This window comes from Acidocella sp. (genome assembly GCF_050253495.1).
GTDB lineage: Bacteria > Pseudomonadota > Alphaproteobacteria > Acetobacterales > Acetobacteraceae > Acidocella.
The window spans coordinates 19,298-44,195 of sequence record NZ_JBFWIX010000023.1 but is presented as its reverse complement, the minus strand read 5'-3'; the positions used below and the strand labels follow the sequence as shown (position 1 = coordinate 44,195).

The 24,898-nt window shown below is 58.5% G+C and carries 29 protein-coding genes; 27 read left to right on the top strand and 2 right to left on the bottom strand.

Annotated elements, in window-relative coordinates; genetic code table 11:
* The first annotated feature begins 128 nt into the window (after positions 1–128).
* The 20 genes from AB7D48_RS14630 (at position 129) to AB7D48_RS14535 (ending at position 14,943) form a co-directional block, all read left to right on the top strand.
* Complete coding sequence (locus AB7D48_RS14630; protein ID WP_427980555.1) at positions 129–506, top strand: hypothetical protein; 378 nt, start codon at positions 129–131, stop codon at positions 504–506.
* A 113-nt stretch (positions 507–619) separates the two neighbouring features.
* Entirely contained in the window at positions 620–1,273 is a 654-nt protein-coding gene (locus AB7D48_RS14625) for a hypothetical protein (RefSeq protein WP_427980552.1), read from the top strand.
* A gap of 325 nt (positions 1,274–1,598) precedes the next feature.
* Positions 1,599–1,760, top strand: coding sequence for a hypothetical protein (locus AB7D48_RS14620; RefSeq protein ID WP_427980550.1), 162 nt, complete (start codon positions 1,599–1,601; stop codon positions 1,758–1,760).
* Positions 1,761–1,772: 12 nt separating this feature from the next.
* Entirely contained in the window at positions 1,773–2,135 is a 363-nt protein-coding gene (locus AB7D48_RS14615) for a DUF2958 domain-containing protein (protein ID WP_427980547.1), read from the top strand.
* Positions 2,136–2,171: 36 nt separating this feature from the next.
* Entirely contained in the window at positions 2,172–2,759 is a 588-nt protein-coding gene (locus AB7D48_RS14610) for a hypothetical protein (protein WP_427980544.1), read from the top strand.
* Positions 2,760–2,865: 106 nt separating this feature from the next.
* On the top strand, positions 2,866–3,204 hold the full coding sequence (locus AB7D48_RS14605; RefSeq protein WP_427980542.1) for a hypothetical protein: 339 nt from the start codon (positions 2,866–2,868) through the stop codon (positions 3,202–3,204).
* Between the two features lie 533 nt (positions 3,205–3,737).
* Positions 3,738–5,102 carry a DUF4942 domain-containing protein gene (locus tag AB7D48_RS14600; protein WP_427980541.1) on the top strand — a complete coding sequence of 455 codons (1,365 nt, stop codon included), beginning with the start codon at positions 3,738–3,740 and terminating at the stop codon, positions 5,100–5,102.
* Between the two features lie 163 nt (positions 5,103–5,265).
* Entirely contained in the window at positions 5,266–5,925 is a 660-nt protein-coding gene (locus AB7D48_RS14595) for an AAA family ATPase (protein WP_427980538.1), read from the top strand.
* The gene (locus AB7D48_RS14590; RefSeq protein WP_427980535.1) at positions 5,925–6,296 is read left to right on the top strand and encodes a hypothetical protein; all 372 of its coding nucleotides are present in this window, start codon (positions 5,925–5,927) and stop codon (positions 6,294–6,296) included. The genes AB7D48_RS14595 and AB7D48_RS14590 overlap by 1 nt, the downstream gene beginning before the upstream one ends.
* Before the next feature lie 108 nt (positions 6,297–6,404).
* A complete protein-coding gene (locus tag AB7D48_RS14585; RefSeq protein WP_427980533.1) occupies positions 6,405–8,624 on the top strand; it encodes a DEAD/DEAH box helicase in 2,220 nt (739 codons plus the stop codon).
* A 190-nt stretch (positions 8,625–8,814) separates the two neighbouring features.
* Positions 8,815–9,039: a hypothetical protein gene (locus AB7D48_RS14580; protein WP_427980530.1), complete on the top strand. Its 225-nt coding sequence runs from the start codon at positions 8,815–8,817 to the stop codon at positions 9,037–9,039.
* Positions 9,036–9,362: a hypothetical protein gene (locus AB7D48_RS14575; RefSeq protein WP_427980528.1), complete on the top strand. Its 327-nt coding sequence runs from the start codon at positions 9,036–9,038 to the stop codon at positions 9,360–9,362. The genes AB7D48_RS14580 and AB7D48_RS14575 overlap by 4 nt, the downstream gene beginning before the upstream one ends.
* Positions 9,355–9,561, top strand: a complete 207-nt coding sequence (locus AB7D48_RS14570; RefSeq protein WP_427980527.1) for a hypothetical protein — start codon at positions 9,355–9,357, stop codon at positions 9,559–9,561. The genes AB7D48_RS14575 and AB7D48_RS14570 overlap by 8 nt, the downstream gene beginning before the upstream one ends.
* A gap of 263 nt (positions 9,562–9,824) precedes the next feature.
* On the top strand, positions 9,825–10,121 hold the full coding sequence (locus AB7D48_RS14565; protein WP_427980525.1) for a hypothetical protein: 297 nt from the start codon (positions 9,825–9,827) through the stop codon (positions 10,119–10,121).
* Positions 10,122–10,247: 126 nt separating this feature from the next.
* Positions 10,248–11,204, top strand: coding sequence for a site-specific integrase (locus AB7D48_RS14560; protein ID WP_427980523.1), 957 nt, complete (start codon positions 10,248–10,250; stop codon positions 11,202–11,204).
* A 1-nt stretch (position 11,205) separates the two neighbouring features.
* Complete coding sequence (locus AB7D48_RS14555; protein WP_427980521.1) at positions 11,206–11,814, top strand: hypothetical protein; 609 nt, start codon at positions 11,206–11,208, stop codon at positions 11,812–11,814.
* Between the two features lie 797 nt (positions 11,815–12,611).
* Positions 12,612–13,934 carry a plasmid replication protein RepC gene (gene repC, locus AB7D48_RS14550; protein ID WP_427980519.1) on the top strand — a complete coding sequence of 441 codons (1,323 nt, stop codon included), beginning with the start codon at positions 12,612–12,614 and terminating at the stop codon, positions 13,932–13,934.
* Positions 13,935–14,016: 82 nt separating this feature from the next.
* The gene (locus tag AB7D48_RS14545) at positions 14,017–14,235 is read left to right on the top strand and encodes a hypothetical protein (RefSeq protein WP_427980516.1); all 219 of its coding nucleotides are present in this window, start codon (positions 14,017–14,019) and stop codon (positions 14,233–14,235) included.
* A complete protein-coding gene (locus AB7D48_RS14540; protein WP_427980514.1) occupies positions 14,232–14,642 on the top strand; it encodes a hypothetical protein in 411 nt (136 codons plus the stop codon). Before AB7D48_RS14545 ends, AB7D48_RS14540 begins: the two co-directional genes overlap by 4 nt.
* Positions 14,643–14,646: 4 nt before the next feature.
* Positions 14,647–14,943, top strand: a complete 297-nt coding sequence (locus AB7D48_RS14535) for a WGR domain-containing protein (RefSeq protein ID WP_427980512.1) — start codon at positions 14,647–14,649, stop codon at positions 14,941–14,943.
* On the opposite strand, the gene AB7D48_RS14530 is transcribed toward AB7D48_RS14535, so the two are convergent.
* The gene (locus AB7D48_RS14530; protein WP_427980510.1) at positions 14,940–15,428 is read right to left on the bottom strand and encodes a hypothetical protein; all 489 of its coding nucleotides are present in this window, start codon (positions 15,426–15,428) and stop codon (positions 14,940–14,942) included. The genes AB7D48_RS14535 and AB7D48_RS14530 overlap by 4 nt on opposite strands.
* Complete coding sequence (locus tag AB7D48_RS14525; protein WP_427980507.1) at positions 15,428–16,270, bottom strand: hypothetical protein; 843 nt, start codon at positions 16,268–16,270, stop codon at positions 15,428–15,430. Before AB7D48_RS14525 ends, AB7D48_RS14530 begins: the two co-directional genes overlap by 1 nt.
* Before the next feature lie 639 nt (positions 16,271–16,909).
* Here AB7D48_RS14525 and AB7D48_RS14520 point away from each other — a divergent pair.
* Genes AB7D48_RS14520 through AB7D48_RS14490 form a run of 7 tightly spaced genes read left to right on the top strand, consistent with a single transcriptional unit; the run spans position 16,910 to position 24,849 of the window.
* The gene (locus AB7D48_RS14520) at positions 16,910–17,281 is read left to right on the top strand and encodes a plasmid mobilization protein (RefSeq protein ID WP_427980504.1); all 372 of its coding nucleotides are present in this window, start codon (positions 16,910–16,912) and stop codon (positions 17,279–17,281) included.
* Complete coding sequence (traI, locus tag AB7D48_RS14515; RefSeq protein ID WP_427980501.1) at positions 17,278–19,296, top strand: TraI/MobA(P) family conjugative relaxase; 2,019 nt, start codon at positions 17,278–17,280, stop codon at positions 19,294–19,296. The genes AB7D48_RS14520 and traI overlap by 4 nt, the downstream gene beginning before the upstream one ends.
* The gene (locus tag AB7D48_RS14510; protein ID WP_427980498.1) at positions 19,296–21,266 is read left to right on the top strand and encodes a type IV secretory system conjugative DNA transfer family protein; all 1,971 of its coding nucleotides are present in this window, start codon (positions 19,296–19,298) and stop codon (positions 21,264–21,266) included. Before traI ends, AB7D48_RS14510 begins: the two co-directional genes overlap by 1 nt.
* Positions 21,263–21,796, top strand: coding sequence for a conjugative transfer signal peptidase TraF (gene traF, locus AB7D48_RS14505; protein WP_427980495.1), 534 nt, complete (start codon positions 21,263–21,265; stop codon positions 21,794–21,796). Before AB7D48_RS14510 ends, traF begins: the two co-directional genes overlap by 4 nt.
* The gene (locus AB7D48_RS14500; protein ID WP_427980492.1) at positions 21,793–22,368 is read left to right on the top strand and encodes a lytic transglycosylase domain-containing protein; all 576 of its coding nucleotides are present in this window, start codon (positions 21,793–21,795) and stop codon (positions 22,366–22,368) included. Before traF ends, AB7D48_RS14500 begins: the two co-directional genes overlap by 4 nt.
* Before the next feature lie 41 nt (positions 22,369–22,409).
* A complete protein-coding gene (locus tag AB7D48_RS14495; protein ID WP_427980489.1) occupies positions 22,410–22,547 on the top strand; it encodes a hypothetical protein in 138 nt (45 codons plus the stop codon).
* Positions 22,534–24,849 carry a zincin-like metallopeptidase domain-containing protein gene (locus AB7D48_RS14490; RefSeq protein WP_427980486.1) on the top strand — a complete coding sequence of 772 codons (2,316 nt, stop codon included), beginning with the start codon at positions 22,534–22,536 and terminating at the stop codon, positions 24,847–24,849. The genes AB7D48_RS14495 and AB7D48_RS14490 overlap by 14 nt, the downstream gene beginning before the upstream one ends.
* The last annotated feature ends 49 nt before the right edge of the window (positions 24,850–24,898 follow it).

Here is a 24,898-nt window from a genome sequence, read left to right as displayed (position 1 = left end):
AGGGCGGCAGGGCTGCGCCCCGCGCCCCGCGCAACCCGGCCAGTCCCGCGCGCCATTGCCCCCTCCCCTCGCTCTCACACGCCAGAAAAGAAGCCGGGGCGGTCCCGGCCTTCTGACGGAGAACTTTCATGAGCATCGCAACGATCAACCCGGCCCCCGTGAACGTCCCTTCCCAGCCCATGCGTCCGATGCGGCTGATCCTGCGAAACGGATATCCTTATCCCTATCCAACAAACATCAGCGAAGCTGAACACGAGACCCATGCCAGCCAAGCCGCCGGAGTTATGCTGGAACTCCCCGGCGTCGTGCATTTTGAGTGGCTTCACGTTGTCACCGTCGAATTTGCAGACGATGACGCTTTGGAACACGCGCAGCGCACCACCGGATGGAAAACGTGGGGCTATCGCGTGCTGGAAGCGCAGACAAGTGCCGCCGATGGCTATCAGCATCCGGCGATCATCGCCGCCAACTGCGCATTTTGCGGGTTCAACCTGATTCCCGAATAAGCCGAGCAAGGGGGCAACCCGCCCCCTCTTTTGGGCTTGTCGAAGGCTCCCCGCCCAACCCCCACGACAGAAGCAAGGCGACAATCACGCCGCCATAACTTGGAGAAAATTAAATGTCCTCACGTCTCATCGATGATTTTGCCGCAGTCCGGTTCAAGGCGGCTGACCTGAACGCTCTCTTTGAAACCGATCCGTTCTACGCCGATCAATTCATGTTTTTCGAGCTGGGAGGCGACAACAACCTTTTCGAGTGCAGGAGCGGCGGCAGACAAATCCGTGTCCGCTCATGGTCCCTGCTTGGCGTTGGGATGGAGTGGGAAATCATGCAGAAAATCGTGACCTTCGCATCCGCTTGTGAAGGCGGTTGCCTGCGTTTCGCAGGCGACCGTCAGACATTAGCCGAAAGCTACATTCGCAAGGCACGAAACACCCTCAGCGAAGCCGTCGAACCGGCAGCACTCTACAATGCCGGTCTTTCGTGCGGCTTTGAAATCAAAGTGGACGCAAACGAGGCACGCGGGCGATACATGGAGGACCGGATGGAAGAATTGCGCAACTACATGCCCGCGCATGAGCATGGCGATGTGTTGTCGTGGAACCTGCTACCGTTCAACGACCCGAAACATGCCGCCCTTATGTTCATCTATCGCGGACTCGATACGCGGGAGACTTACAATAAGGCTCGCGTGTCAGGACAGGAATATGCCGGTGCCGCAATCATGAAACGCGCCCGCCTCCGGGGTCAAATGGCGATGGCTGACCTCTAGGCTTAATGGTCTCATGATGCCCTGATATCATGGTGTCATGAGACCTTGAACTATAGATGACTTTAGAATCACAGGCACCGCCCTAAAGATTGCCGGCCCCGGCGGGCCGGGGACCGATCGCCGCAGACGCGGCGACCGCAGGGAGGGGCGGAGCACCGCCCCTCCCGCAACGGCCCGCTACAGACCGGCAGGGCCGCCCAGGGCGGCAGGGCTACGCCCCGCGCCCCGCGCAACCCGGTCGGTCCCGCGCGCCATTGCCCCCTCCCCTCGCTTTCACACGCCAGAAAATAAGCCGGGGCGGTCCCGGCAGTGATGGAGATGAGCAATGCCCGATGAACGCACACAATGGATCGAAGCCTTGAAAGAGTTGGAAGCGAACAAAAAGGCTTACGCCGAGAGCAACAATTCCCGCGATCTCGATAAGGTCTATGACGCATTTTACATGCTCGACCTGCAAGGGCTGATCGAATTTCTGGAAACGGTTTGAGGGGGCAGGACAATGGAATTTTACACATCGAAGGAAAAGGCTCAGCTTCTCGCCAACAATCTGGCCGGGCTGGCGGCAAGGGAAACAGAAGCCGACCATGATCCCTTGCCGGTTATTAAACTATTCCTGCCCGGCACGGGGATGACCTGGCTCATCACCGAACTGGATGACGAGAGCGGGGAGGATGAAATTGCTTTCGGCTTGTGCGACCTCGGATTTGGAACCCCCGAATTAGGCTATGTGTCTCTAGCGGAGTTGCGCGACCTGAAATCCCGTGTCGGGTTGCGGGTCGAGAAAGATCAAGGCTTCAAGCCCGAAAAACCCCTCTCGGCCTATACCGCCGAAGCCTCAGAAAAAGGAATGATCCTGGCGTGAACTCAGCCGCGCCTACCCCTCCTTGATTGGAGCCCAATGTGGCGGGTTCACGCCCGCCACCCATTGGTGAAAAAACCGCGGTTGTTGGCCCGCGCCTCTGGCGCGGGGATCTCTCGGCCGCAGACGCGGCCAAGAGGGGAAGGCGCGCTGGCTCGCCCCTTCCCCAAAGCGCCGGCTACAGCTTGGCAGGGCCGCTCTCTGGCAGGGCTTCGCCCCGCCAGACCGCAACCCGGCCAAGCCCGCCCGCGCTTTCCCCCATCCACCAGCCATTTAACGCCAGAAAATAAGCGACACGCGATTTTGAAAGGATTGATAGAGATGGCTGCGAAAATGATGATTTGCACGATGTATCCGGTGACGCGGACTCACACGGCGGAATTGCGGGAACAGATGAAGGCGGCAGGCGTTGAGAAGCCTCGCGCCCGGTGTTTCCCGACCGGCGTCGGACGCATCAACATCAAAACCATCGCCGACCGCGAGAAGATCATCCGCATTTTGCTGGATCGTGGCGCCTGTCATTCGTGGGGTGTGCCGCTCACCGAGAAGGATATGGAAAACTGGATCGGCAATGGCGGGCTTGAATATTTCTTTCAATGGAGCCGCCCGCAGACGGCGGCGGGGTAGGGCAAACACGTCACCGGCCCCGACGGGCCGGTGAAATCGAAAAAACTTGAAGTTGATTGGCGAAAGTCGCCATACCACCAGAACGTAAGAACAGAGAGTGAACAGTATGACTCAGCTTATCTACGGCCTCGGCCTTTTGGCGATTCCCGCCTTGCTCTATCTCGGCGTCGCTACCAGACAAGAACAAACAAAGCCCGCCTTGGTTATTCCGGCGATGCTTTGGATTTTGCTTGACGCTTATCTCGCTTACCGCCTGGCGTTTCCTTCTGTTGATCCGGGTCAAACAGGCTGCTCAATTTTGGCGTATTCCTGCCCGCCGCCCCCGAGCGAGCTGGGCCATTTCATGACAAACGCCCACCACATCCTTGATCTGGTCCTTCTGTTGGTGCCGCTCGGCATTGTTTCCTTTATAGGGACTCACTTCGGCGCGAAGCGCCGGTTCTGACTTCCAGGCCCGCCCCGGTCAGGCGGGCATTCCCACAAGCCAAGAGATCAAGGGTTTCTTGTCTCTTGGCTTCATGACTCCCTAATATCATGATGCCATGACGCCTTGAACTATAGATGACTTTAGAATCACAGGCGCCGCCCTAAAGATTGCCGGCCCTGGCGGGCCGGGGACCGATCGCCGCAGACGCGGCGACCGCAGGGAGGGGCGGAGCACCGCCCCTCCCGCAACGGCCCGCTACAGACCGGCAGGGCCGCCCAGGGCGACAGGGCTACGCCCCGCGCCCCGCGCAACCCGGCCGGTCCCGCGCGCCATTGCCCCCTCCCCTCGCTCTCACACGCCAGAAAAGAAGCCGGGGCGGTCCCGGCCTTCTGACGGAGATACGCAATGCCTCGTTTCCTCAATCACTATGAATGCCCCCGGTGCGACAATGAATGGTCCGATGAATGGGACTGCACCTGTGATGACCGCTGCCCGGATTGTGACCTGTCATGTAGCCCGGTTGAAAGTGATGATCTTGAGGGAGACGAGGCATGAACGCCGACACTGCCTTGGTCCGCAAGGATAGCATCGAGGAATTATGTGGTCATCGCGCCCGCGCCCTTACCCTTTACGCTCAAGCCTTCGATCTGCTCTTACAAGCGCGGGACGCCCATGCGCGCGCTGCCGTAGGCAAATCTCACATCGCTAGTTTCCCGTCTGAGGCTTTGCGGTGGATTACCACTGATCGCCGCGCCGAGTTTGTGGACCGCATACGGACCGATATGGACCGCGATGTCTGGCAGGGGTTAATCCTGAATACCGCGCTGGCTGGTCTGATGGATGCCGAAGCGCGAGACAGTTTCGAGCGATCCCTTAAGGAAAACCCGCCAGAAGTGACGGCGGATACCGTTTTTGCAACAATGTCCGCTCTGGCCGGTGATGCCGACATGATATTCAGACGCGGGCTGGTTAATGTGTTCAGCCAGCTTCACCGGAAATATCGGTCTCATGATGGCTTCAAGATCAAGGATCGCGTCATCCTGCACTATGCCGTGCGCGTGTTTTACCGTTCGGCGATGCTCACTCACGATGCCCAGCTTATCGACGTGGACCGGGTTATGCACGTTCTCGATGGAAAAGCCGCCCCACACCACACCGCCGGTTTGTGTGCCGCGATTAGGGCGGCGATGCACGCCCAACCGGCGCAATGGGAAGCCGAAACCGAGTATTTCAGCGCGAAATGGCATCTAAACGGCAATTTGCACCTCCGGTTCAAACGGGCCGACCTGGTGAAGCGGGCGAACCAGATCATTGCCGAACATTTCGGCATGTCTCTTGGTGTCAGCCCTCACGCCGCCCCGAAGCGGCGTGAACCACCGGCCCCCGATGCCGAGGCATTTTTCCCGACGCCGCCCGAGCTGGTGGCCCGGATGATTGAAGAAGCGGATCTGTCCGAAGGGCTGACCGTACTTGAACCGTCCGCCGGCGACGGGGCGATCGCTCTGCCCGTGGCCGAGCACACGGGCGGGTCAGTTGTCTGTTTTGAAGTGTCGCCCAATCGGGCCGCTATATTGCGGGCCGACCTGGGCGCACGGGGCCGCGTCATAAACGACGATTTTCTACGCTATCGGGTTGATGAGAGGCGATATGATCGCATTATCATGAATCCGCCGTTTACGCGGGGAGCCGACGCTCTGCATGTGATGCACGCGCTCGATTTCCTCGCGCCAGGCGGGCGGCTTGTCGCGATCGTATCGGCCGCTATTCACGGTCCCGGCGATGGGCGGCGGCCCCATGACGAGTTGCGGCACGAGATCGAGAGGCGAGGCGGGCAATTGATCCGCCTGCCTGCGGGCAGCTTTAAGACCGTGGGAACGAACGTGGATACTGCCATGGTCATCATCGACGCGGCGTGATCTCCATCGCCCGGCAATCGGTGGCGATTGCCGGGTTTCTATATATCATGATGTCATGTTATCTATTGTTCTAGTTTTCCTATTGCCATGCCCTATCTTCATGATATATAGGCTTCATGACTAATAGAGTTATTGGTCTGACCCACACTCTCGCGGAGGCACCATGCACGTCATCACCATCGCCAATATGAAGGGAGGCGTCGGCAAAACCACATTGTCCCTGCTTCTCGCAACAGAACTCGCCCTTGAAGGCCATCGCGTTGCCATGCTCGATTGTGACTTCAATCAACATGGCGCGGCCTTTGCCGATAAAGCCTCGATCCCGAATTTTACCGTCATCGGTAATGTGGACGAGGACACTGTTCTGCCCGCTTTGCGGGACGCTAAGGCGACCCACGACCTGGTTGTGATCGATCTTCCTGGCGTATCGTCAACCCTGGCATTGAAGGCGTTTCAGCGGTCCACCCTGGTATTGATCCCGAGCCGCCCGTCCCTGCCGGACCTGCGCGATGCCATTCGCACCAATACCCAGGTGGATGATGCGCAAGAGTTGCGGGGATCGCCGATTCCCAGGGCGGTTGTCTGGACGCAGATCGCGCCCGGCTTTGAGAGTCGGGCATCCAAGCATGTTCGCTCCGCTCTCGATGGGCGCGGTGTTCCCGTGGTTTCTGTCGGCCTGATGGATCGTGTGGCGTTCCGTGAAATGCACATCACCGGCAAGGTGCCGCGTCAGGTCGAGCCAACCGGCTCGCCGGCCGAGAATGTTTCTGCCCTGACCGGCGCGATCCTCGCCGCTCTAACCCCTGCCACGGAGGCCGCATAATGGCTAAGCATCCGACACCCCTACCGGATATTGTCGCCGACCTCGACCCGCGCCCGCGCCATCGTCTCCCGGCCGCGCCGGTTGAAGTGGTCGAGCCGAGCGACGAGCAGGTGGAGGCGAACACGGCGCAGATGACCAAGAGATGGTCCGCCGTGACTAAGGCAAGAGGGGAGGGGGCAACAAAGGAGAAGCCGGAAAAGCTGGTGCCAATACAGATCAACATTCCGCCAGCGTTGAACCAGCAGCTCGCGCGGGCGTGCTTCGAGCAGGGCTGCACCAAGACCTATCTGATCCTCAAGGCGCTGGCCGGCGACGGGTTCAAGGTCGATCCAGTATATCTGTCGCCGGATCGCAGGAAGCCGAAGGCGTAAGATATGCCTAGGCGCGCATGGAATGCGCCACAAAAAAGCTAATGAACTACAACCAACGATGATTTCGGAACGCCCTATGATTGCTACAACAAAAACCCGGATCGTCTCATGACAATGCAAACCCGCAGTTATCAAGAACGATTGGCCCGCCAGCTTTTGCACATCCTCAAAGACGGCACACACGCCTATCTTGAGGCTCCGACCGGAACGGGCAAAACGCTGGTCATTGCCCTAGTAGCCGAAAAGGCGGGGCTCAAAGACGTCATCTACGCCGTTCATGAGCGCGACCTTGTCGAGCAGACCAGCCGCGAGATCGAGGCATTTCAGAACGCGGGCTTAATCTCCGATAAAATCCGCTGGCAGTTCATGACTTGGCAGCGCTATGCCAGCATCGCGACGCGCAGGCCAGAAATGTTTCCGGAAAAAGGCCATCTGGCTATAGTCGATGAATGCCACATCGGCGGCGTCAAACAGCGGCTCCTGATTCCTAAGAAAGCTTTTCCCGCCATCAAACAACATGCCCGGAAAGTCTTATGGGTCTCCGCCACCCCCTGGGAGCTGGACGAAGCCATTATGGGCGTCAGGAAGGGGCATACAGCGTTCTACAGCTACGAAGAAGCCTATGAGAGCGATCTGTTAAACCGTACTGATTTGATCCGGGTCGATTGCAGCTTGAACTTGCAATTCAAGTTCCATGCAGACGAGTTCAGGGCCAGGGATTTTTATAATAGCGAGACCAAAAAGTTTACCGTCAAAGGAATGTCTGCCGACGCCACCTTTGAACAGCTTTCCGACCACGTGAAGGAACTGGCAGATAGGGGCTTGCGGACCACCGACGTTCCGGCGCTGGTGGCCTTTCGCTGGCGCCTCATGGCGCAGCTCTATGCCCAGCAGCATGAGAGTGAGAAAGCCATATTCTGGCTTCCCACCAAGGCTCATGCCCGCGACTGCGCCGCTTATATCAATAAGATCATGAAAACCGCTGGCTACGCCGCGCCGATCCTCGGCGAGCCGCCCAACACGCAAGGGGCGGCAGAGGCCGCAGAGGCTTTGGCGGACTGGCGGCGTCCGGCGGGCGACGTGAAGGTGGCTTGTGTTGTGTACCGGCTGCGGGAGGGGTTTGACTATCCCGCACTGGCTATCGGTTTCGATTGCGCGTGGAACCCCTATAATTACCGCAGCACCGTGCAAAAAGTCGGGCGACTGATCCGACGCGCCATCGGTAAGCCCACGAGCAAATTCTATTATGCGGTTGATGCTGTGAGCATCGCCGCCGCAAATCGCCGCTTTGCTGCTGCCTTCCTGGGGCGTCTTGGCGACACATACCGACCAGAAGCTTTGGCGCTCTCGGCTGACTCATTAGCCGATGCCGCCGCCCTGAATGAAGCCTTGATGGGGAAAGCGGCGGTCAAAGCTTCGCCGCCGAACATCACGGAATACCGTTTGCGCGGAGCGCCGGTTCTCGCCGCACGAATCCCATTGTTCGACATTCTGAATGCAAAAGGCATGAGCTTGGGTCCGCAAGTTAGCTTGCAGGATATGTTCAAGAGTAAGACCAGTGAGCAGATCGAGGCCATCGTTGACGACATCATTGGCGGGAAGAGGCCGTGGCCTGGACTTGACGGATCGAGCGCTGAAAGCGCGGAAATACGTCATTTTCTAACCCCGTCTCATAGCAGTTTTCGGCCTGATCTACGCCAAAAACTACTCGATGCTGGAATTTTTGTTCACAAAAATGATCGACGCGCCATCGCAACGCGCAAGATTGAAGCGCTTTTGCAAGAGATCGAGGCAGGGCGCTTGACGCTCTCATACCGCTCCCTTGAGTACAAATTTCTTTTCAAATATTTCAATCCGACCAACAAGACGTTTCGGCCAGAGGTGCGAGAGCGTCTAATACAATGTGGCGCGCTCCTTTCTAATAAGAAGACGCCGAGGGGCCGTACTAAAGATGTAGAAGCCCGAATAAACGATCTACTAGATCGTTTGCAACGCGGTACATTAGCATTCCATGAGACAAATTCTGATTACACATTTATTAGATCGCTGATTGGCCCCAAATCACCTATGTATGATCCAGAGGTACGGCGCCGATTTATCGAGGCCGGTTATTTGACGCCACAGGATGTAATCGTACAAAGGGTTTCAGAAAAAATCGATGCTATGGTTTCAGATATTGAGGCCGGGCGGCTTAGGTTTCATACTAAAGCCCCCGAATATAGATTTTTGCTTAAGTATATTACTCCCGCCAATCAATGTTTTCGACCAGATGTTCGTGAACGGCTTATAGCTGCTGGCGCCATCCGCCCGCGCGAAACGACAACTTAACCCGGAGAACCACAAAAATGACTCACGGTGCTGTATTGGCCCCCCTCGTTAACAAAGCCGTGGATGGCTTTCATTCCATCACTATTCTGATTATTGTTGTCGGAACCATCATGGTCGCGGTTACTCTCGCTTTCAGGAAAATAGAGGCGAGGCTGACAGCTAAACGAGGCCGGCGGCGAGAGGCAATCAAATGACCGGCAACCAAACCCGCGTTCCCGCGTTTCTTTGCCTCCAGCGCATTTTGGAGGCATGGGGGCTTCTGTTTCTAGCGACTGTGTTCATCTTTTATCTGGTAGAACGCACCAAAAACGAACCGAGATGGCTTTACGGCCTCGCGCTTGCCTGGATAGGCTTGATTACGCTTTGGTTCTTTCACCGTCTCTATCGGCTGTTCTTTAAAGAGGCCACATCATGAGCAACCAAACGACCGACAGCGATATTTCCAGTAGTGCTGAGTTTTTTAGGGAACCGATATGTCGGCCCGGCCCTGGCATTGAGTGGTACGAATGGGACGATGAGAATGAAAACATCACCGATGCCGAGGGAACATCCTTCGGCATCGAATATAGGGACGGGAAAACGCTCATCTGGAATATTGAAGATGAACGTCTTGCGATGATCTTTCCCCAAATTCTTTCGCTTAATACCGTTGCGATATTGGGGCTCGCATATGGGATTGGCTGGGCAGACGGTTGCTCGTTTGGGCGAGCCAGCCCCCAGGAGGGTGCTAGTGACTGACCACCAGACCACCGATGACGAAATCAATGCTGTCATGACAGATCCGGCCGCCTCCGGCTGGGTCAAGACTGCGCTTGAAGGCGCCCTCCGGCGTGATCCTGTTGATGCCGTGAATGATGCTGAATTCCTGCTCGGCGTGCTCTCGCGCCGGCTTCATATGATCTTCCGCAACGCCAAGCGATCAAGCCATGATCCCTAGACTTCATGGCATCATGGTCTTCTGAAATCCCGGCCCTTCGCCGGGATTTTTTATGGGCCGCTGATGCGGAAAACGGGGGAGGCGCGTAGGCTCGCGCCTCCCCCAAAGCGCCGCCTACTGGCTGGCAGGGCCGCTTTCTGGCAGGGCTACGCCCCGCCTGCTCGCAACCCGGCCAGCCACGACCGCGCTTTTCCCCCTCCATCAGCCTTCATACGCCAGGAAAAAGAAGCCGGGGCGGTCCCGGCCTTTTGATGGAGATGAGCATGGCATACACGGTCGCGATCTATCTGGTGGACAGGGCTTATGGCGGTCCCGAGGAAGGAGGCTGGTGGTATGAATGCGGCGAACCTGCGCTTGAGTTTGCCGCGAAAACCCGTGGCTTCGCGCGGGAAAACGACGCCTACCGCTACGCCGAGAAGCTGAATCGGTCCCCCTTCATTGAGGAATTGAACGAAGGCCGACCCGACATCAATAGCGTGCTCTCTCAGGGGCAATATTCGGCCGAAGTACGAGAGGGGTTCCCGGCACCATTCCCGGTCACCAAACCGCATTATGAATAACGGCCAACCTTTCAGCCGCACCGACCAGCCGCCTTCGGGCGGCTTTTTCGTGCCTCTAAGGCGCGATAATGTTCCCTTATCGCGCCATTGCGACTCTCGCCTTATTTCCGCTATCCTTCTGAAATCATGAGCGTTCGCGAGCTATCCGAAGCCGCCCAGGCGGCGATCGACCGCGCCAAGGCTGATGCCGCCGAAGCGAAATCAGCGGCCACGGCCCGCGCTTACCGCGCGGACCTCGCCGACTTCCGCGCCTTCTGCGCGGAAACCGGCCTCGCCGCGCTGCCAGCCACCCCGGAAACTGTCGCGGCCTATCTCTCCGCCCGTGCCGCCAGCCACAGCCACGCCACCCTAAGACGCCGCCTGGCCGCTATAGGGGCCGCCCAGGCCGCTTCCGGTTTCCCTTGGGTTCCTGGCCACCCGGTGATCCGCGACACGCTACGCGGCATTGCTCGCCGCCTGCCGGCGCGCTCGCGGCCTGCCGGCGCGCTGACCACTGACCTGATCCGCCGGCTTGTCGCCACCTGCGATACCGGGATGACCGGAACACGCGACCGGGCGTTGCTGCTGATCGGCTATGCCGGCGCCTTGCGCCGGGGCGAGCTGGTCGCGATCGAGCGTAGCCAGATCACCTTTGAAAATTTCGGGCTTCGGCTCCTGATTCCAACCTCGAAAACCGATCAGGAAGGGCAGGGGGCCGAGATCGGCATTCCCCGCGGTCTTAAGCGCGAGACCTGTCCCGTTCGGGCGATAGAAGAATGGCTGCGACTATCGGAGTGCGATATGGGGCCAGTGTTTCGCCGCATTGACCGCTGGGGCGGGCTCGACATGCAGGCCCTTCATCCGGATGCGGTGCGGCGCATCCTACTTCGCCGCGCCGCGATCGCCCATATCACAATGTCCGGCAGCGAACGATTGTCGCCCCACGGTTTGCGGGCTGGCTTTATCACCGAAGCCTATCAGGCTGGTGCCCGCGATGAGGATATCATGCAACATTCCCGGCACCGCAGCCTGACGGCCATGCGCCGCTATGTTCGGCGAGCCAAGGCCATCCAGGACTCCCCGGCCAAGCTCTTGGGGCTGTGACGTGGACGGCGATCACCGCGTTGCCGCTGATCGCCACAGCCTGGACATTCTCGCCCTGCCATCGCCCGACTGGCTTTATCACCGTCTGACCGTCACCGGGCCGGTCGATGACCTGGCCCGGTTTAACGAGGCGGCGGCAGGGCCAGGTGTTGTCCCATGGCGCCGCGATTATGATGCGCTAGTCGAGCACCTGGTCATTTTACTCATCCGGCCGGATCGTCTCGGCCGACGCTCCATAGCGATTCACGACGCAAGGCTCCTGGCCGGAAAGATGCGGGATATCTTTTGGCGTGATGATCAGCTCGCCCTTGAGCATTATTACCGCCAGACACGCCGCTGTCCTTTTGACCTGCACCGCTTGGTGCCCGTCCCCGACTCAATCCTCACGCTTGGCTCAGACGCGGCAGCCTCGATGCGCTGGATGTGGGAGCATTGGGGCACGACATGGAGCCTGCGGCGGGTTTGCGACCGGACCGCTCATTTCCGGGTTGATCCAGCGACCACACGGATCTTCGAGTTCTGGTCGGCCGACTGGTCGCCCTGGCGCGCGGTCGCGACAATCGCCACCGCCTGGCCGCGCCTGACCATCGTCCTGCGCCCCTACTACTGATTTTCCGTTGGAGTCAGACGCGCCGTAAGGCGCGCGAGAGATACTGAACATTCCGGCATAGCCGGAATGTTTCATCCTCCGCCTGCTCTGGCCACAGGCCCCATTCGCGGCGTGCTGTTTTTTATTTCCCCTTTTGCCGTTTTGCCGTATAGCCGGTTTTATCTGTTGCCTAATTTGCCTTTTACCACTTATGCGAGTGTCCAATGCGACGTGCCAGTTACCGCCAGGCGGTGGAGTGGATCAGAACGCGGCTCACGCCCCCGACCGATCCCGCCCGCATCAGAAAGATGGAGCTTGCGATCTTTGTAGCGTTCCTATTCGATGTTCCTACGGATCGAGTCGTGGCGGATATCGCGCAAAGCCGATTTCGCGACTCTACCCACACCACGAATCAGGAGTCGTAGCTGTCGTCGCCTAGACATTATGGCTTGGCATGAAACCGTTGTTTATCAAGTCGGTACGTGGTTTCTTTCGCCCGCCTTCATACAATGGACTGGACGTGACAGAACTTTTGCCTCAAGGTCCGCGATACGCGCGACTCTTGCGCAACCTAACCGAGCAAAGAAGGAGATTCGAGCCGATTTACCCCTAAAATGACAAAGCCCGGATTGAGGAAGCACACCCCAAACCCGGACCCGTCAAAATAGCAAAACTGGTTAGACCGACACTCGCAATGCGGTTTATCCAACATCTCAATCGTTAATGCAAGCCCATTCTTGCAGCGGGGATGCTTTTGCCAAAATTGTCGGCTCCGACCTCGCACTTCCTGCGTCCGGTTCACCTCAAAGGAGAGAACCGTGGAAATACCAGCAGGATCAGAGACCCGAACCCGACAAGCAGGCACCAGGCGGCTGACAACCAGGATGCTTCCCGCCGATCAATTTGCGGCCGCATTCAAAGGAACCGATGCCACACCAAGCGCCATCCTGGGGGCCTTCAAAGCGGCTGCGCCGCATATGGGTATCGGTGCGCGTGTTGTTCACGCGATCGATTGGCTGTTCCGGTTTACGCAGCCTCAAGACTGGCGCGACGGAGCGCGGCCTATCGTCTGGCCAAGCGCCGCACTGCAAAGTGCGGACCTTGGTGTCACGCCGACCCACGCGAAACGGCTTAACCGGCAACTCGCCGAGCTGGGCTTGATCGTGATGAAGGACAGCCCCAATGGCAAACGCTATGGGCGACGGCTTCCCGCCAACACCGGCCGGATCATCGAGGCGTATGGTTTCGATCTATCGCCTATGGCGGTTCGGATGCCAGAATTTATCGCGATCGCTGACGAGGGCCGAAAGGAACGCACCGCCATGGCCCAGCTTCGGCGCAGAGCCTCCATCGCCAGGAACAGCCTGCGGCAGACCTTCGAGACCTATCAGGAACAAGGCATCCGCGATCCTGAAATCCCCGCTCTCAAAGCGGCGTTCGATCAAACAGCGAAAACCCTCAGACAGATAGAGGTATCGGAGCGACTGGCCCATGTTGTTTCTGAACTTGAATCACTGGCGGCCACGGCCAGGGAAGCTCTCGAAATCGCTTTGACATACGGCACAAGCAAGCCGGCCGATGTCCAAGCCACTGTGAATATGTCCCCCAAGGGGCACGAGAATGTGCCCCACCATTACAACTACAAACCAACCTTAAATCCTTTACAGGATACAGTAATGGCATTGGGAAGGAGTAGCGCCCTTCCGGCGACCCCACCCCCGCCGACCGACCTGGGCGGTGAAGGCCGACCGGAAAAAGCAAGAACAGCACGAACAGACCGTGGAGCCCATGGCACTGTGACGCCCGACGAAATCGTGCGCCTGGCCCCACGGCTCCGCCCATATCTGACGACACCGGCCCCGCGCTGGACGGATCTAGTCGAAGCCGCAGACTGGCTGCGGCACGACCTCGGCGTGTCCAAACCGCTATGGGGCGATGCCTGCCTCACAATCGGACGGGAGAGAGCCGCGATTGCGCTTGCGATCGTCTCAGCTAAGCCGACCGAGCACTTCAAAAGCGGGCCAGCCGGATATTTTCATGGAATGATCGCCAAGGCGAAAGCCGGCGAACTCAATCTCGACCGCACCATTTGGGCTCTACGGCGCAAGGCCCCGCACTCGGCCGAGCCCCAATGCCACTAATCCCGTTTGTCTTTTTGCCGGTTTTTCCTTTATCGTCCTGGCAGTTGATGGTAATATCGTCGCGATGCTGAAAGAGGTTTTCATGGCCCGCCGCCCACCTTCACCCGTTGAGGAAGCTCCGGAGCCCGCACCGGGCGCGGGCACACGGAAAGCGAAAGCAACCAATGTCGCGATGATCCGCGTCAATCTGCCGCCGGAGATCCATCGCAAACTCTGGCAAATGCGGATTGATACGCGCCAGAGCATTCAGCAGATCGTGACTGATATTCTCGCGGAAAAGCTCGCGGAGATGGACAAGTGAGCGTTTCCGGAAACGCCGCACAATCTCCGTTTCCGGAAACGGGGCACGCGATCAGTCCGCGATCAACCGAGCGTGTTCGGCGCTACCGCGCCAACCGTGATGTGGTCAGGGTCGAGGTTGAAGTCCCGACCCAAGATGACGCGCTGGCGGTAAAGCGTTTCGCGCGCCAGCGCCGCGAGGCCGCTGCTCATCCAATCCCCATAATGTCGGCTGTTCCGCCAAGCAGTGACAACCTGGCCGACGTGATCGCAGAGCTAAGCCCCGCCGCCAGAGCAGCGGTTGAAACATTCGCGCGGGCCGTGGCGACCGCCGCAGAACATGACCTGATCGATCGCGCCGGGCGGGTTGCCACAAACTATGATGATGCCGTGCGACGTTCATCCCATGGCCGCAAGGTTGCCGCCTGATACCATGAGCATCTGCCGGCGGCTTCATCTGGAAGCTCGCGATCCTGGCCGGAATTGTTTTCGACACTGGCAGCTCGATGCCCAGCTCGACCTATTCGGTCGCTACCTGGTTCAAATTACCTACGGTCGAATCGGCGGGCAGGGCCGGACCATTACTCGATCTTTCACCGATGCCAGGGAGGCGTCGCGATATATCCGCAATGCCATCGCGCGACGCCGCTCGTCGCCGCGCCGGATCGGCATACCCTACCGCGTTCTGATTGATGAGAGTTGGCCGGCCGCCGAAAGGGCAACCGGCTAAAAGAAGCGCCCGATCGCGATGCCGATGGCCAGGATGGCCAGCCCACCGAACGTCACATAAACGATGTATTCAACCCGGCGAACGACACGGCTGAATTGATCAATCTGAGCTAGCGTGCGTTGCCCGACTGCTTGAGCGGAGCCCTCTGTCGCTCCGCTCAGAAGCGTGATCCCGTCACGAAAAGCTGCGGCGATGTTTTCTTCCAGCATCTCCGACAGCTCATTCGCTCGGTGGCCGAAGCCTTCATTGTGCTTCTCAAGCAGTATTCGAACCTGTCGGTCAGCCGCATTTGCGGCTGCCGTCCCAGCCATCGCCGCAACCCGGTCCACCATACCCTCCAAAAGCCGGTGGTTAAGCAGAGCAGCGATGATGATCGGGTCATCTAATGAGAGCGCTTGTCGGGTTTCTTTAAAAACATCATCGACAAGCTGCTTTACGTCGATCTTAACTGCAACGGCCTCGGGCGATACCGTTCCCTCGGGCACTACACAGATCCTTTCTGCATTTCCTCGAACATCTGGCGCTGCATCATCTTAAATCTCTGGCGCTCCATCACGAAGAAGGGCACGCCGGTATCAGGCCGCGGTTCGCCAGCCGCAGCTTGGCCGAATGTCATGCCCAGCTTGCGGACCTCCTGGATATCGCGAGCGAACATCTGGCTTCGTGGCGCCGGTAAAACGACGGTAGAACGGATGCGCCCCCAAAACTCCTTGACCACTCCGAGATCCTCAAACTTTATATTCTTTAGGGCGACGGGACCGTGAAGCTCATTAAGCCATACGACCGGGCGAATCGTCTCTGGCAGACCGTTCATCAACTGCTCAAATCCGTCTATCGTCGTAGATGCGGCGTCACCACCAGCAACAACGATATGGGGCACTACCTCTTTTCCCGAATCGGCCAACACTTCAAAAGCACCACTCTCGGCGCAGTAGTTCATCAAGGGCAGGAATGTCGATGAACCGTTGTCTATGATCGAAAATATATCCGGAGCGGTGACCGCTTCCATCAGACGATCAAACCGGCTCGGATCAATTGAATGATCCTGCCCTAGTATCTCGACCAGCTCGACATTGAATTGCTTATACGTCGTGAACGTGGGATTCTGCGGGTCAGTGTCAAAGCAACGAAGTTGCGATACTCGCGTTGAAAAAAAGTCGGCAAGTAGAGTCGCTATAAATGATTTTCCGACACCACCCTTACCCTGCAAGACTAAGTGAACCTCATTCTTTCGGTTTCCCCTTACTTCCGTAAACGAGTCTGTCGATGTCTGGGACTCTTGTGACAAATCGCTTTGGTTCGTGGCGGGTTTGGCTTGGCTGGCCATTCGGTTGCTCCTGATTTTGAGATGAGGGGGATGGCTGGGAGGGCGGTATGGGTAGCGCTGGCGGCTGGTCCAAAGAGGCTGCCCTGGCAGGCGGAGACGGTTTACTGGTGACACGCCCCCCCCGCGAACCCGCTTTGCCGGTAATTTCACGGGCCACAAACTGTCGGAACCACTCGTAGCCAGACGGGATGCGGTCTTTCAGCTCGTCGTAGATCATAATCACGGGCTTATGGGCCGCCAGCCCGGCTTCAATTTCCGGGCGCAGCGCATGAAGCACGACCTTCATTGCACCCTTTCGGGGTTTTGAAGCGGAATTTTTCACAAAATTTCTATACCCGACGACGAACCGTGAGCGCAATGGCAATCGTCGCTATTATCGTTGGATATCGTTGGATATCATTCGTTGATCGACGGATTTCCATGGGTATCATTTGCAGATCGTTGGATATCGTTGGATATCATTCGTTTCTCCCCTCGACCAACGAAAACCAAACGAGAGACCATCAATGCCCATACGATCTCCATACTTGGAGTAGCAGGCAAGATGGGTGTTTGTAGTCACAAACACGATGGGCTATACCTTACTCGCCTGCGGCTCGACGGGCAAGAAACTGGCGCACAGCGCCAGTAGGAAAGGGGATGACACCAATGAGACGGCCAAGCACGCGGAAGCCGAGAGCGGAGAAGGAGCCTCGCCAAACCTATCTCCGGTTCAGGTGCTCTTTGCGCGAACGGGCCTTGGTCGAGACCCGTGCGGCATCCGTAGACATGCGCTTGAGCGATTATCTCCGGGCCGCCGCTCTACACGGCGAGATCCGTTCAAAGGCTGACAAGCACGCGGTTCGCGCCCTCGCCGGGTTCACCGGCGAACTCGGGCGGCTAGGGGGGCTGTTGAAGCTCTGGCTATCAGAACGGCGCGGCGACGGAGCGGCGGCGATCGAGGTGGACCGGGTATTGGGTCAGATTTCCGCGACGATCACACGCATGGACGAGGAAATGGAGCGGCTATGATCGTCCGGCGCGTTCCTCCAAAGGCCACACGGGCCGGCGGCTTCCGCCGGTTGGGGCAATACGTCATTGCCCCTGTTGTGCCAGGCAGCGGGCCGACGCCAGACGGCGGCGTCGAAGCCCTTGGGTCTTACATCGCTGATCAATCCCGGCACGCTGACCGGGTTGAATGGACGCGCGTCACGAACTGTCAGGCTGCGACCGTCCGGGGCGCCATATCGGAAATCGACGCAACCCAGGCTCTCAACACCCGCTCGAAGGCCGATCCGAATTACCACCTGGTCATCGCCTTTCCGCCGGGCGAGACGCCAACGCGCGAGCAGATCGAGGACATTGAGGACACGCTGGTCCGGGGCCTTGGCCTTGGGGCTCATCAGCGGATTTCTGCGCTGCACAACGACAAGGCACATCTGCATCTGCATGTGGCGATCAATCTGATTCATCCAGAGACGTTCAAAGCAGCGAAGATTTTTCGGGATCACACGACGTTGGCGCAGTTGGCGGCGGGGCTAGAGGTAAAGCATGGCCTGGAACGAACCAGCCATGAGATTCCCAACGAAAGGGGCGGGCGCACGCCGGAGGCCGCGAAAACGATGGAGACTCACACGGCACAGGAGCCGTTTGTTGCTTGGGTCCGCCGCGTCGCGGGCGATGCGCTGGTTGCAGCCGGACAGGGCGAAGGCGGGTGGCAATCATTGCACGAGGCCGCTGCGCGCTATGGGCTCGAAATCCGACCGCGCGGCGCGGGCCTGGTCATTGCCAAGGCCGACGAACCGGCCTTGATGATGAAGGCAAGCGATCTTGACCGTTCGCTATCCTTCAAAAGCCTGGTTGATCGGCATGGTGCATTCGCACCGGCTTCTGCAGAAACCGGGCGGGCCGCGCCCGAGGCGGTTTATATCCGGGCGGTTCCACCTGAAAAGCGTGTGGATCAGACACTTTGGTCTCGCTACGTCGAGCAGCGGGACCGCGCCCTGATGGATCGTGGTCTCGCCATTGCAGATATCAACGCACATGATCGGCGGTATCGTGACGCTGTATCTGCGCACTACGCCGCCAAATTCGCCGAAATCAAGCGCCTTAAGCTTACAATGGGGATTGACCCCCGCATTCGCTATGACGCGCTGAAACGCGAGCAGGCCAGCGTCCTACGGCGGCATCGTGAGGCGACCACGACAAAGCGGGAGGCGGCAAGGGCCAGCCACACCGTTATGAGCTGGCCCGATTGGCTCCGCCAGCAAGCTGAAATGGGTGACACCGCATCGGTTAATGCGCTTCGGGGTATGGCGACAAAGCAGGCCCGGTTTACCGACACACTGGTTCGCTGCCCCGCAAACGCCGGAAAGACTGTTGCCGCGCTTGGCGTGAAGCCGAAAATGTCTCGCAACGGCGATGCCACCTATCGGTTGCCTGATGGTGGCGCTGTCGTGGAGAAAAAGGATGGGCTAACCATGCCTCAGCCGTCCCGTGGCGCTGCCGTCCTGGTTCTGGAAATGGCCCGTGATCGTGCGAACGGTGCCCCGCTCGCGGTGGATGGTAATGCGGATCAGAAGCGGGCGCTGCTCGATGCCGCCGTCCAGGGGCGGTTCGATATTCGGTTCGCTGATGCGGCTATGGAGACCGAGCGGGATCGTCGGGTCCGCGAGCTGGACGAGGAACAAGGGTTCACAGTGCCCGAGAGACGCCAACAGACATTGGCAATGTTCATCGCCAACCGCAATGCGTGGCCAGAACCGGGTGACATGACTTTTCATCGGCCATTAGCTGAAACCGATGCTGGTGAAGCAACATTTGTTGCAACCCTTCGGCTGCGGGGCGTTGATGTAGCTATCTGGCGACAAGGCAATGAGACGTTGGTGCAGGATATCAGTGGACAACCCGCCGCCATCGCTTATACGCTATTGCCGGGCGACCGGGCTGACATAATGGCGATCCGCGAGCCAATGAATCAAGACGCCGAAAACCAGACCGGGAAACCAGTCGAGCGGGGTCGGGATAACGACATGGAGATCGATTGATGGCGGTTTATCGCAACACAACCCATCGCCTGAGAACAGCGAGTGCAGCAGCACTCGCTGTTCTCATTACTATTTTCGCCTATGGCTTTGTGGCTAGCAGTTGGATTGCCAAGGCGCTCGGCTACGTTCCGGCCCTCGGGCGACCGTTAACCGGACATATTTATCCGCCGTTCGCCTGGATTGCCTGGTCGTTCAAATACTATCGGGCAGACCCGCCTGTGTTCGCGCACGCTTATTGGATTTTCATCGTCGTCACGGTTTTTGTGCTTGGTGGCGCGGTCATCGTCGTGGGCATCTCAACTCGCAAGCTGACGGTTTTCAATGACGTTCACGGGTCCGCCCGGTTTCTTGCGAATGCCGACGAGATTCGTAAGGAAACCGGGTTGCTGCCGGCGGTCGGGGACGAAGGAAAGGCAACGGGTGTTTTACTTGCGCTCTGGCAAGAGAAAGTCGGGCGTTTCATCAAGCGCACGCGCACCTATAGTTTGAGGCACGCTCAGATCGAGCATATTCAGCTATTCGGACCGCCCGGCTCCGGTAAAGGAGTCGCCTTTGTTTTCAATGCGATCAACACCTGGGATTCCTCCATGGTGGTACTGGACCGCAAGGGAAGCCTGCACGCCATGGCAAGCGGTTTCCTAGCGAAAAAGGGCTATCGCGTGCTGCGCTGGTCGCCGAATGACGAGAACACAATCGGCATCAATATCCTCGACACGATCCGTATCGGCACGCCCCACGAAACTGGTGACGCCGAGAATTTTTCAAAATCACTACTGCCGCCAAACGCCAGAAGCGACAACAGCTTTTTTACAGATGGGGCGGCTCGCCTGATCGCGACTGTCGTTCTCTACGTCATCTACAGGGTGAGAAAAGAACAAAACCGCAAGGCCACTCTTGCTGATGTCGTGGCGATCTTCGGCACAGCCACCGCGACCACGGCCGATCTCTACAACGCCTTGATGAACAATGACGTTGGCCCCGACGGCCAGCGCCACCAATGGATCGCTGACCAGGGCGCTATGGCGGTGAAGGGGGCAAAATCAGAGCGCACCGACGCGAATATCTTTGAAACCGCATACCAGAAACTGGCGCCGGCAAAAGACCCACTGGTGCAAGCGGCCACGGCCGAGAGCCACTTTCAGCTCGATGATCTTATGAATGGACCAAAAAAGATTGCTCTTTTCCTGGTCCTGCCGCCTGGGGAAAGTAACTTGCAGCGGCTAAGCGGCTTGTTCACGACAATTCTCTCGATGATGATCGAGATACCGACCCGCAAGGAAATCCGCCCGGAAGCGGGCAAAACCAAAATTCCGCATGAGCGGCCTCTCATGATCCTGCTCGACGAAATCGGCAATGTCGGACAGATCAACGCATTACCGAATGCGCTGACACAGCTTCGCGAATATGGTGTGAAAATCATCGGTATTTGGCAATCGATCACCCAAATCAACAAGCAATACGGCAAGGACAATCCCATTCTAGGCGCAAGCGAGATCCAGATGAGTTTTGCGCCAAATGATGAGGATACCGCCAAGTGGCTCTCCTGGCGGCTTGGCGTCACAACCGTAGCCATCGAGAATGTTCAATTGAGTGGTCATCGCTTCGGTATGGGGATGCACAATACAAATCAATCAATGGGCTATCAGAAGCGGCCGTTGATGACCGAAGATGAAACCACGCGGCTGCCTGGCCCAACTAAAGACGCGAACAACATGGTGACAGCGCCGGGCGAAATTCTAATCATGAAACGGGGTGCGAACCCGATCAGAGCGACGCAGGCGCTTTGGTGGGAGATTCCCGTAATCGCAGAGAACGCGACCGTTCCGCCGATCGCACACGCCGACTCTGACAACACGGCTCCACCTTCTCCACCCGCGCCAGGCCCACAGAGCAATTCAGGATATATCGCTCCTGTCGCCAGCGGCAGGCGGCGCTTTGCAACCCGGACGGGGGGAGCGACGCCGGCGTGAACACGAGACGGACGGGCATAATCACATTCCTTTTAGGCGCTGGCATTATTGCGGTAGCCAGCGCCAAACCCGTGATGCTGAACACCACCAGCTCGGAGCCCGAGGGGCTGTATCTCGTGGTTAAGCGGGAACCGGCGCAGGTTGCGCCGGGCCGATATGTGGCCGCGTGTCCGCCAATGTCTCCCATCATCCATCTTGGCGTCATCCGCCACTACCTGGCTACTGGCACATGCCCTGACGGGACGGTACCAGTTTTGAAACAGGTTGAAGCCGTGGCGGGCGAGGCCGTTCACTATTCAGCCGCCGGGATTGCGGTGGATGGGCGGTTATTGCCGAACACCGCCCCGGCCGCGCGCGATCCGCGCGGACGGCCTTTGCCTCATTACCCATTCGGGAACTATGTCGTTGCACCCAATCAAGTATGGCTGCTCTCGACATTTTCGCCCCTCAGTTTTGACGCGCGATATTTCGGCCCGGTGCCGGTCGCCGATATCAAGGCCATCGTCCGGCCGGTTTGGACCCAGCGATGATCGCCGCATATGCCGCTTGCGCGCCATATATCGCGCCGCCAACCCTGGCTGCGGTCATCCGGGTTGAGAGTGGCGACGATCCGCTCGCCATCGATGTAAATGGTATTGGCCGGTTCAAACCGACATCGCGCGCGGATGCAGAAGCGATCGCACAGCATTTCATCGCCCGAGGCCATCGCGTCGATATCGGTCTCATGCAGGTGGACAGCACGAACCTCGCCAGTCTCGGCGTCACGGTCCGCGATATGCTTGACCCTTGCAAGAACATCCGCGCCGGCGCCACGATTTTATCCGACGACTACCAGAATGCGCTTGCGGCGGGCCAGCACGGCCAGCGGGCATTGGCGGCGGCCTTATCGGCCTACAACACGGGCAGCCTTACAGCAGGATTTCTAAATGGGTATGTCGCTCGATATCATATGACCATCCGCCTGCCTGGCACACTGACCACGGCGCCGATGACCGTCTATCGCACTGGCGATACCGCTTCCCACGCAGATCAGGCTTCCACCGTCAAAGCCGGATCTACCACCGCACCTTCCATGACGGTCTATCGAAAGGACAATTCATGAACCCGCCGCGACAGCTCCGTTCAACAGATCCTGCCGACATTATGCGGCCCGGTTACGTGGTCGAGATCGATCACGATCTTGCCGATCAACTCGGCGCTTTTGTCGAGGACGCGATATCTCTCGATGACGCGATCGATTCAGACATCGATATCGAGGAGCAAGACGATGGCCAGCAATGACTATGCGGAAAAGGTTGCTGGGGTTCTCATCCAGCAATTGAAAGATGGGACCGCCCCATGGATCAAGCCCTGGCAGCCTGGCGCTGACCGCAGCCTGCCGTATAACGGCTCTACAGGCGTTCCCTACAAAGGGGCCAATTCCCTTTATTTGTATGCGGTTGGCCAGGTGCGAGGTTATGACGACAATCGCTGGCTGACTTATGTGCAGGCGGAAAAGCTCGGTGCGCAGGTGCGGCGCGGTGAAACGAGCACCAAAATACAATTCTGGCAATGGACAAGCCGTGTTGCGATGACCAATGATGCTGGTCAGCCCCTCAAAAACGAGAAAGGCGATCCTCTTTATCAAATCATCCAGCACGAAAAGCCGCTGATTCGCGGTGCTGCCGTGTTTAACGCGGCGCAGATCGACGGGTTGTCGCCGGCCGAGGTCAGGCCCGTGCCGCCGATGGAAGAACGCCATGAACGAGCAGCCAGATTGCTTGAGGCGTCACAGGCCCTCATTCGGGAAGTGTCCGGGGACAGGGCCTATTACAGCCTCACCACCGATGAGATCACGGTCCCCGACCGTAGGCAATTCGTGGCGCAGGACGGCACACCAGCCCTTGATGGTTTTTTCGCCACGGCGCTGCACGAGCTGGGGCACTGGACAGGTCATCCCGATCGGCTCAACCGCGATATGGCGCACCCTTTTGGTTCTGACGGCTACGCCCGTGAAGAACTTCGCGCCGAAATCGCCAGCATGATGTTGGGCGAAGAACTCGGCATTGGGCATGATCCAGGGCAACACGCTGCTTATGTCGGCTCATGGATCAAAGCGCTCGAAAATGATCCGCAAGAGATTTTTCGTGCCTCCACCGCCGCGCAAAACATCATGAATTATGTCTTGGCCTTTGAAAAAGCCAAGGACGTGACCACTGACGAGACTGTCGAAGCTGAGGCCCGCAAGCCGGCCCGCAGCATCGCGCGCCAGCCGGACCTTCTTGAGCAGCAGGAGACAGAAGTGGCAAACAACAAACGCCGGTATCTAGCCGTTCCTTATGCCGAAAAAGATGAAGCCCGCGGGCTTGGCGCGCGCTGGGATAAAGCGGCCAAAGCCTGGTGGATTGGCGCCTCAGTAGATCCGGCCCCGTTCTCACGATGGATTGAGGGAACGAACAACATCACCGCAGAGCCAACAGCCGACCCACAGACAGCGTTCGCCGAGGCTCTGCGAACGGCAGGGCTCAAACTGCAAGGTGCGCCCGTCATGGATGGCACGATCCATCGTGTGGCCGTTGATGGCGATCGCGGCGCACAGCGTAGCGGCGCCTATGTCGGATATCTCGACGGCCGACCGGCCGGTGTGATTCAAAACTTCAAAACGGGCGCGAAAATCAACTGGAAATCCGACCTCGATGCGCCGATGGACAAGGATGCCGCCGCCAGACTCGCCGCCGAGGCCGCTCAGCGACGGCAAGAGCGCGACCAGGCCATCCGCGCAGAGCAAGCGGAAGCCGCCAATAAGGCGGTCGCACAGCTCCGGGACGCGCAGGCCGTCACCGAACACGAATATCTTTCCCGAAAAGGGATCGAGGCACATGGGCTGAAACAGGATGCCATCGGCCGCCTGATGGTGCCGATCGCCGACTATGAAGGCAAAATCGCTTCGCTTCAAACGATCGACGCTGACGGCACCAAGGGGTTCATGAAGGGCGGTAAAATCGCCGGCGGCCAACACATGATTGGCGATAACGATCCAACCAAACCCCTCTACATTGCCGAAGGGTTTGCTACCGGCGCGACGATCCACCAAATGACCGGCGAAGCCGTCTCTGTCGCATTCAATGCGAGCAATCTTCTGCCGGTAGCAGAAGCCGCGCGGGAAAAATGGCCCGACCGGATGATCATTATCGTCGCTGACAACGATGAAGCCTTGACCAGAAAAACCTATCCAGATGGCCGGCCGATGCCCAATATTGGGGTTGAAAAGGCCGAGGCGGCCGGCCGAGCCATCGGTGCCCCCGTTGTCATTCCCCCCGCCGGACCTGGCGGACAGTCCGCCGATTGGAACGATCACCGCCAGAGCGTTGGGCAAGAACAAGCTATGCGCGAGTTCAAGGAGCGGCAGACGGTGGCGATGATAGAATTGCGGGTCGATCGCGAAATCGCCCGCGAGAATGAAATGATTGCGCTCGGCCAGAACCCGAACGATGCAACGCGGGACGCCACACGGGACATTGTTGAGACCGAAGCCCAGGCGGTTCTAGCACCTCGCGCGGAGCAGGAAGCCGAGCGCATCGAGGTTGAACAGGAAATGGATTAGCTGGTGATGCGGCAGCCCTCCCCGCGTCCGGGTACGGTCTGCCGCCAAT

Excerpts from the sequence above, each read along its gene's own strand:
- AB7D48_RS14630 (WP_427980555.1), top strand. The coding sequence starts at position 129 with ATGAGCATCGCAACGATCAACCCGGCCCCCGTGAACGTCCCTTCCCAG.
- AB7D48_RS14625 (WP_427980552.1), top strand. The coding sequence starts at position 620 with ATGTCCTCACGTCTCATCGATGATTTTGCCGCAGTCCGGTTCAAGGCG.
- AB7D48_RS14620 (WP_427980550.1), top strand. The coding sequence starts at position 1,599 with ATGCCCGATGAACGCACACAATGGATCGAAGCCTTGAAAGAGTTGGAA.
- AB7D48_RS14615 (WP_427980547.1), top strand. The coding sequence starts at position 1,773 with ATGGAATTTTACACATCGAAGGAAAAGGCTCAGCTTCTCGCCAACAAT.
- AB7D48_RS14610 (WP_427980544.1), top strand. The coding sequence starts at position 2,172 with ATGTGGCGGGTTCACGCCCGCCACCCATTGGTGAAAAAACCGCGGTTG.
- AB7D48_RS14605 (WP_427980542.1), top strand. The coding sequence starts at position 2,866 with ATGACTCAGCTTATCTACGGCCTCGGCCTTTTGGCGATTCCCGCCTTG.
- AB7D48_RS14600 (WP_427980541.1), top strand. The coding sequence starts at position 3,738 with ATGAACGCCGACACTGCCTTGGTCCGCAAGGATAGCATCGAGGAATTA.
- AB7D48_RS14595 (WP_427980538.1), top strand. The coding sequence starts at position 5,266 with ATGCACGTCATCACCATCGCCAATATGAAGGGAGGCGTCGGCAAAACC.
- AB7D48_RS14590 (WP_427980535.1), top strand. The coding sequence starts at position 5,925 with ATGGCTAAGCATCCGACACCCCTACCGGATATTGTCGCCGACCTCGAC.
- AB7D48_RS14585 (WP_427980533.1), top strand. The coding sequence starts at position 6,405 with ATGACAATGCAAACCCGCAGTTATCAAGAACGATTGGCCCGCCAGCTT.
- AB7D48_RS14580 (WP_427980530.1), top strand. The coding sequence starts at position 8,815 with ATGACCGGCAACCAAACCCGCGTTCCCGCGTTTCTTTGCCTCCAGCGC.
- AB7D48_RS14575 (WP_427980528.1), top strand. The coding sequence starts at position 9,036 with ATGAGCAACCAAACGACCGACAGCGATATTTCCAGTAGTGCTGAGTTT.
- AB7D48_RS14565 (WP_427980525.1), top strand. The coding sequence starts at position 9,825 with ATGGCATACACGGTCGCGATCTATCTGGTGGACAGGGCTTATGGCGGT.
- AB7D48_RS14560 (WP_427980523.1), top strand. The coding sequence starts at position 10,248 with ATGAGCGTTCGCGAGCTATCCGAAGCCGCCCAGGCGGCGATCGACCGC.
- AB7D48_RS14545 (WP_427980516.1), top strand. The coding sequence starts at position 14,017 with ATGGCCCGCCGCCCACCTTCACCCGTTGAGGAAGCTCCGGAGCCCGCA.
- AB7D48_RS14535 (WP_427980512.1), top strand. The coding sequence starts at position 14,647 with ATGAGCATCTGCCGGCGGCTTCATCTGGAAGCTCGCGATCCTGGCCGG.
- AB7D48_RS14525 (WP_427980507.1), bottom strand. The coding sequence starts at position 16,270 with ATGGCCAGCCAAGCCAAACCCGCCACGAACCAAAGCGATTTGTCACAA.
- AB7D48_RS14520 (WP_427980504.1), top strand. The coding sequence starts at position 16,910 with ATGACACCAATGAGACGGCCAAGCACGCGGAAGCCGAGAGCGGAGAAG.
- traI (WP_427980501.1), top strand. The coding sequence starts at position 17,278 with ATGATCGTCCGGCGCGTTCCTCCAAAGGCCACACGGGCCGGCGGCTTC.
- AB7D48_RS14510 (WP_427980498.1), top strand. The coding sequence starts at position 19,296 with ATGGCGGTTTATCGCAACACAACCCATCGCCTGAGAACAGCGAGTGCA.
- AB7D48_RS14500 (WP_427980492.1), top strand. The coding sequence starts at position 21,793 with ATGATCGCCGCATATGCCGCTTGCGCGCCATATATCGCGCCGCCAACC.
- AB7D48_RS14495 (WP_427980489.1), top strand. The coding sequence starts at position 22,410 with ATGCGGCCCGGTTACGTGGTCGAGATCGATCACGATCTTGCCGATCAA.
- AB7D48_RS14490 (WP_427980486.1), top strand. The coding sequence starts at position 22,534 with ATGGCCAGCAATGACTATGCGGAAAAGGTTGCTGGGGTTCTCATCCAG.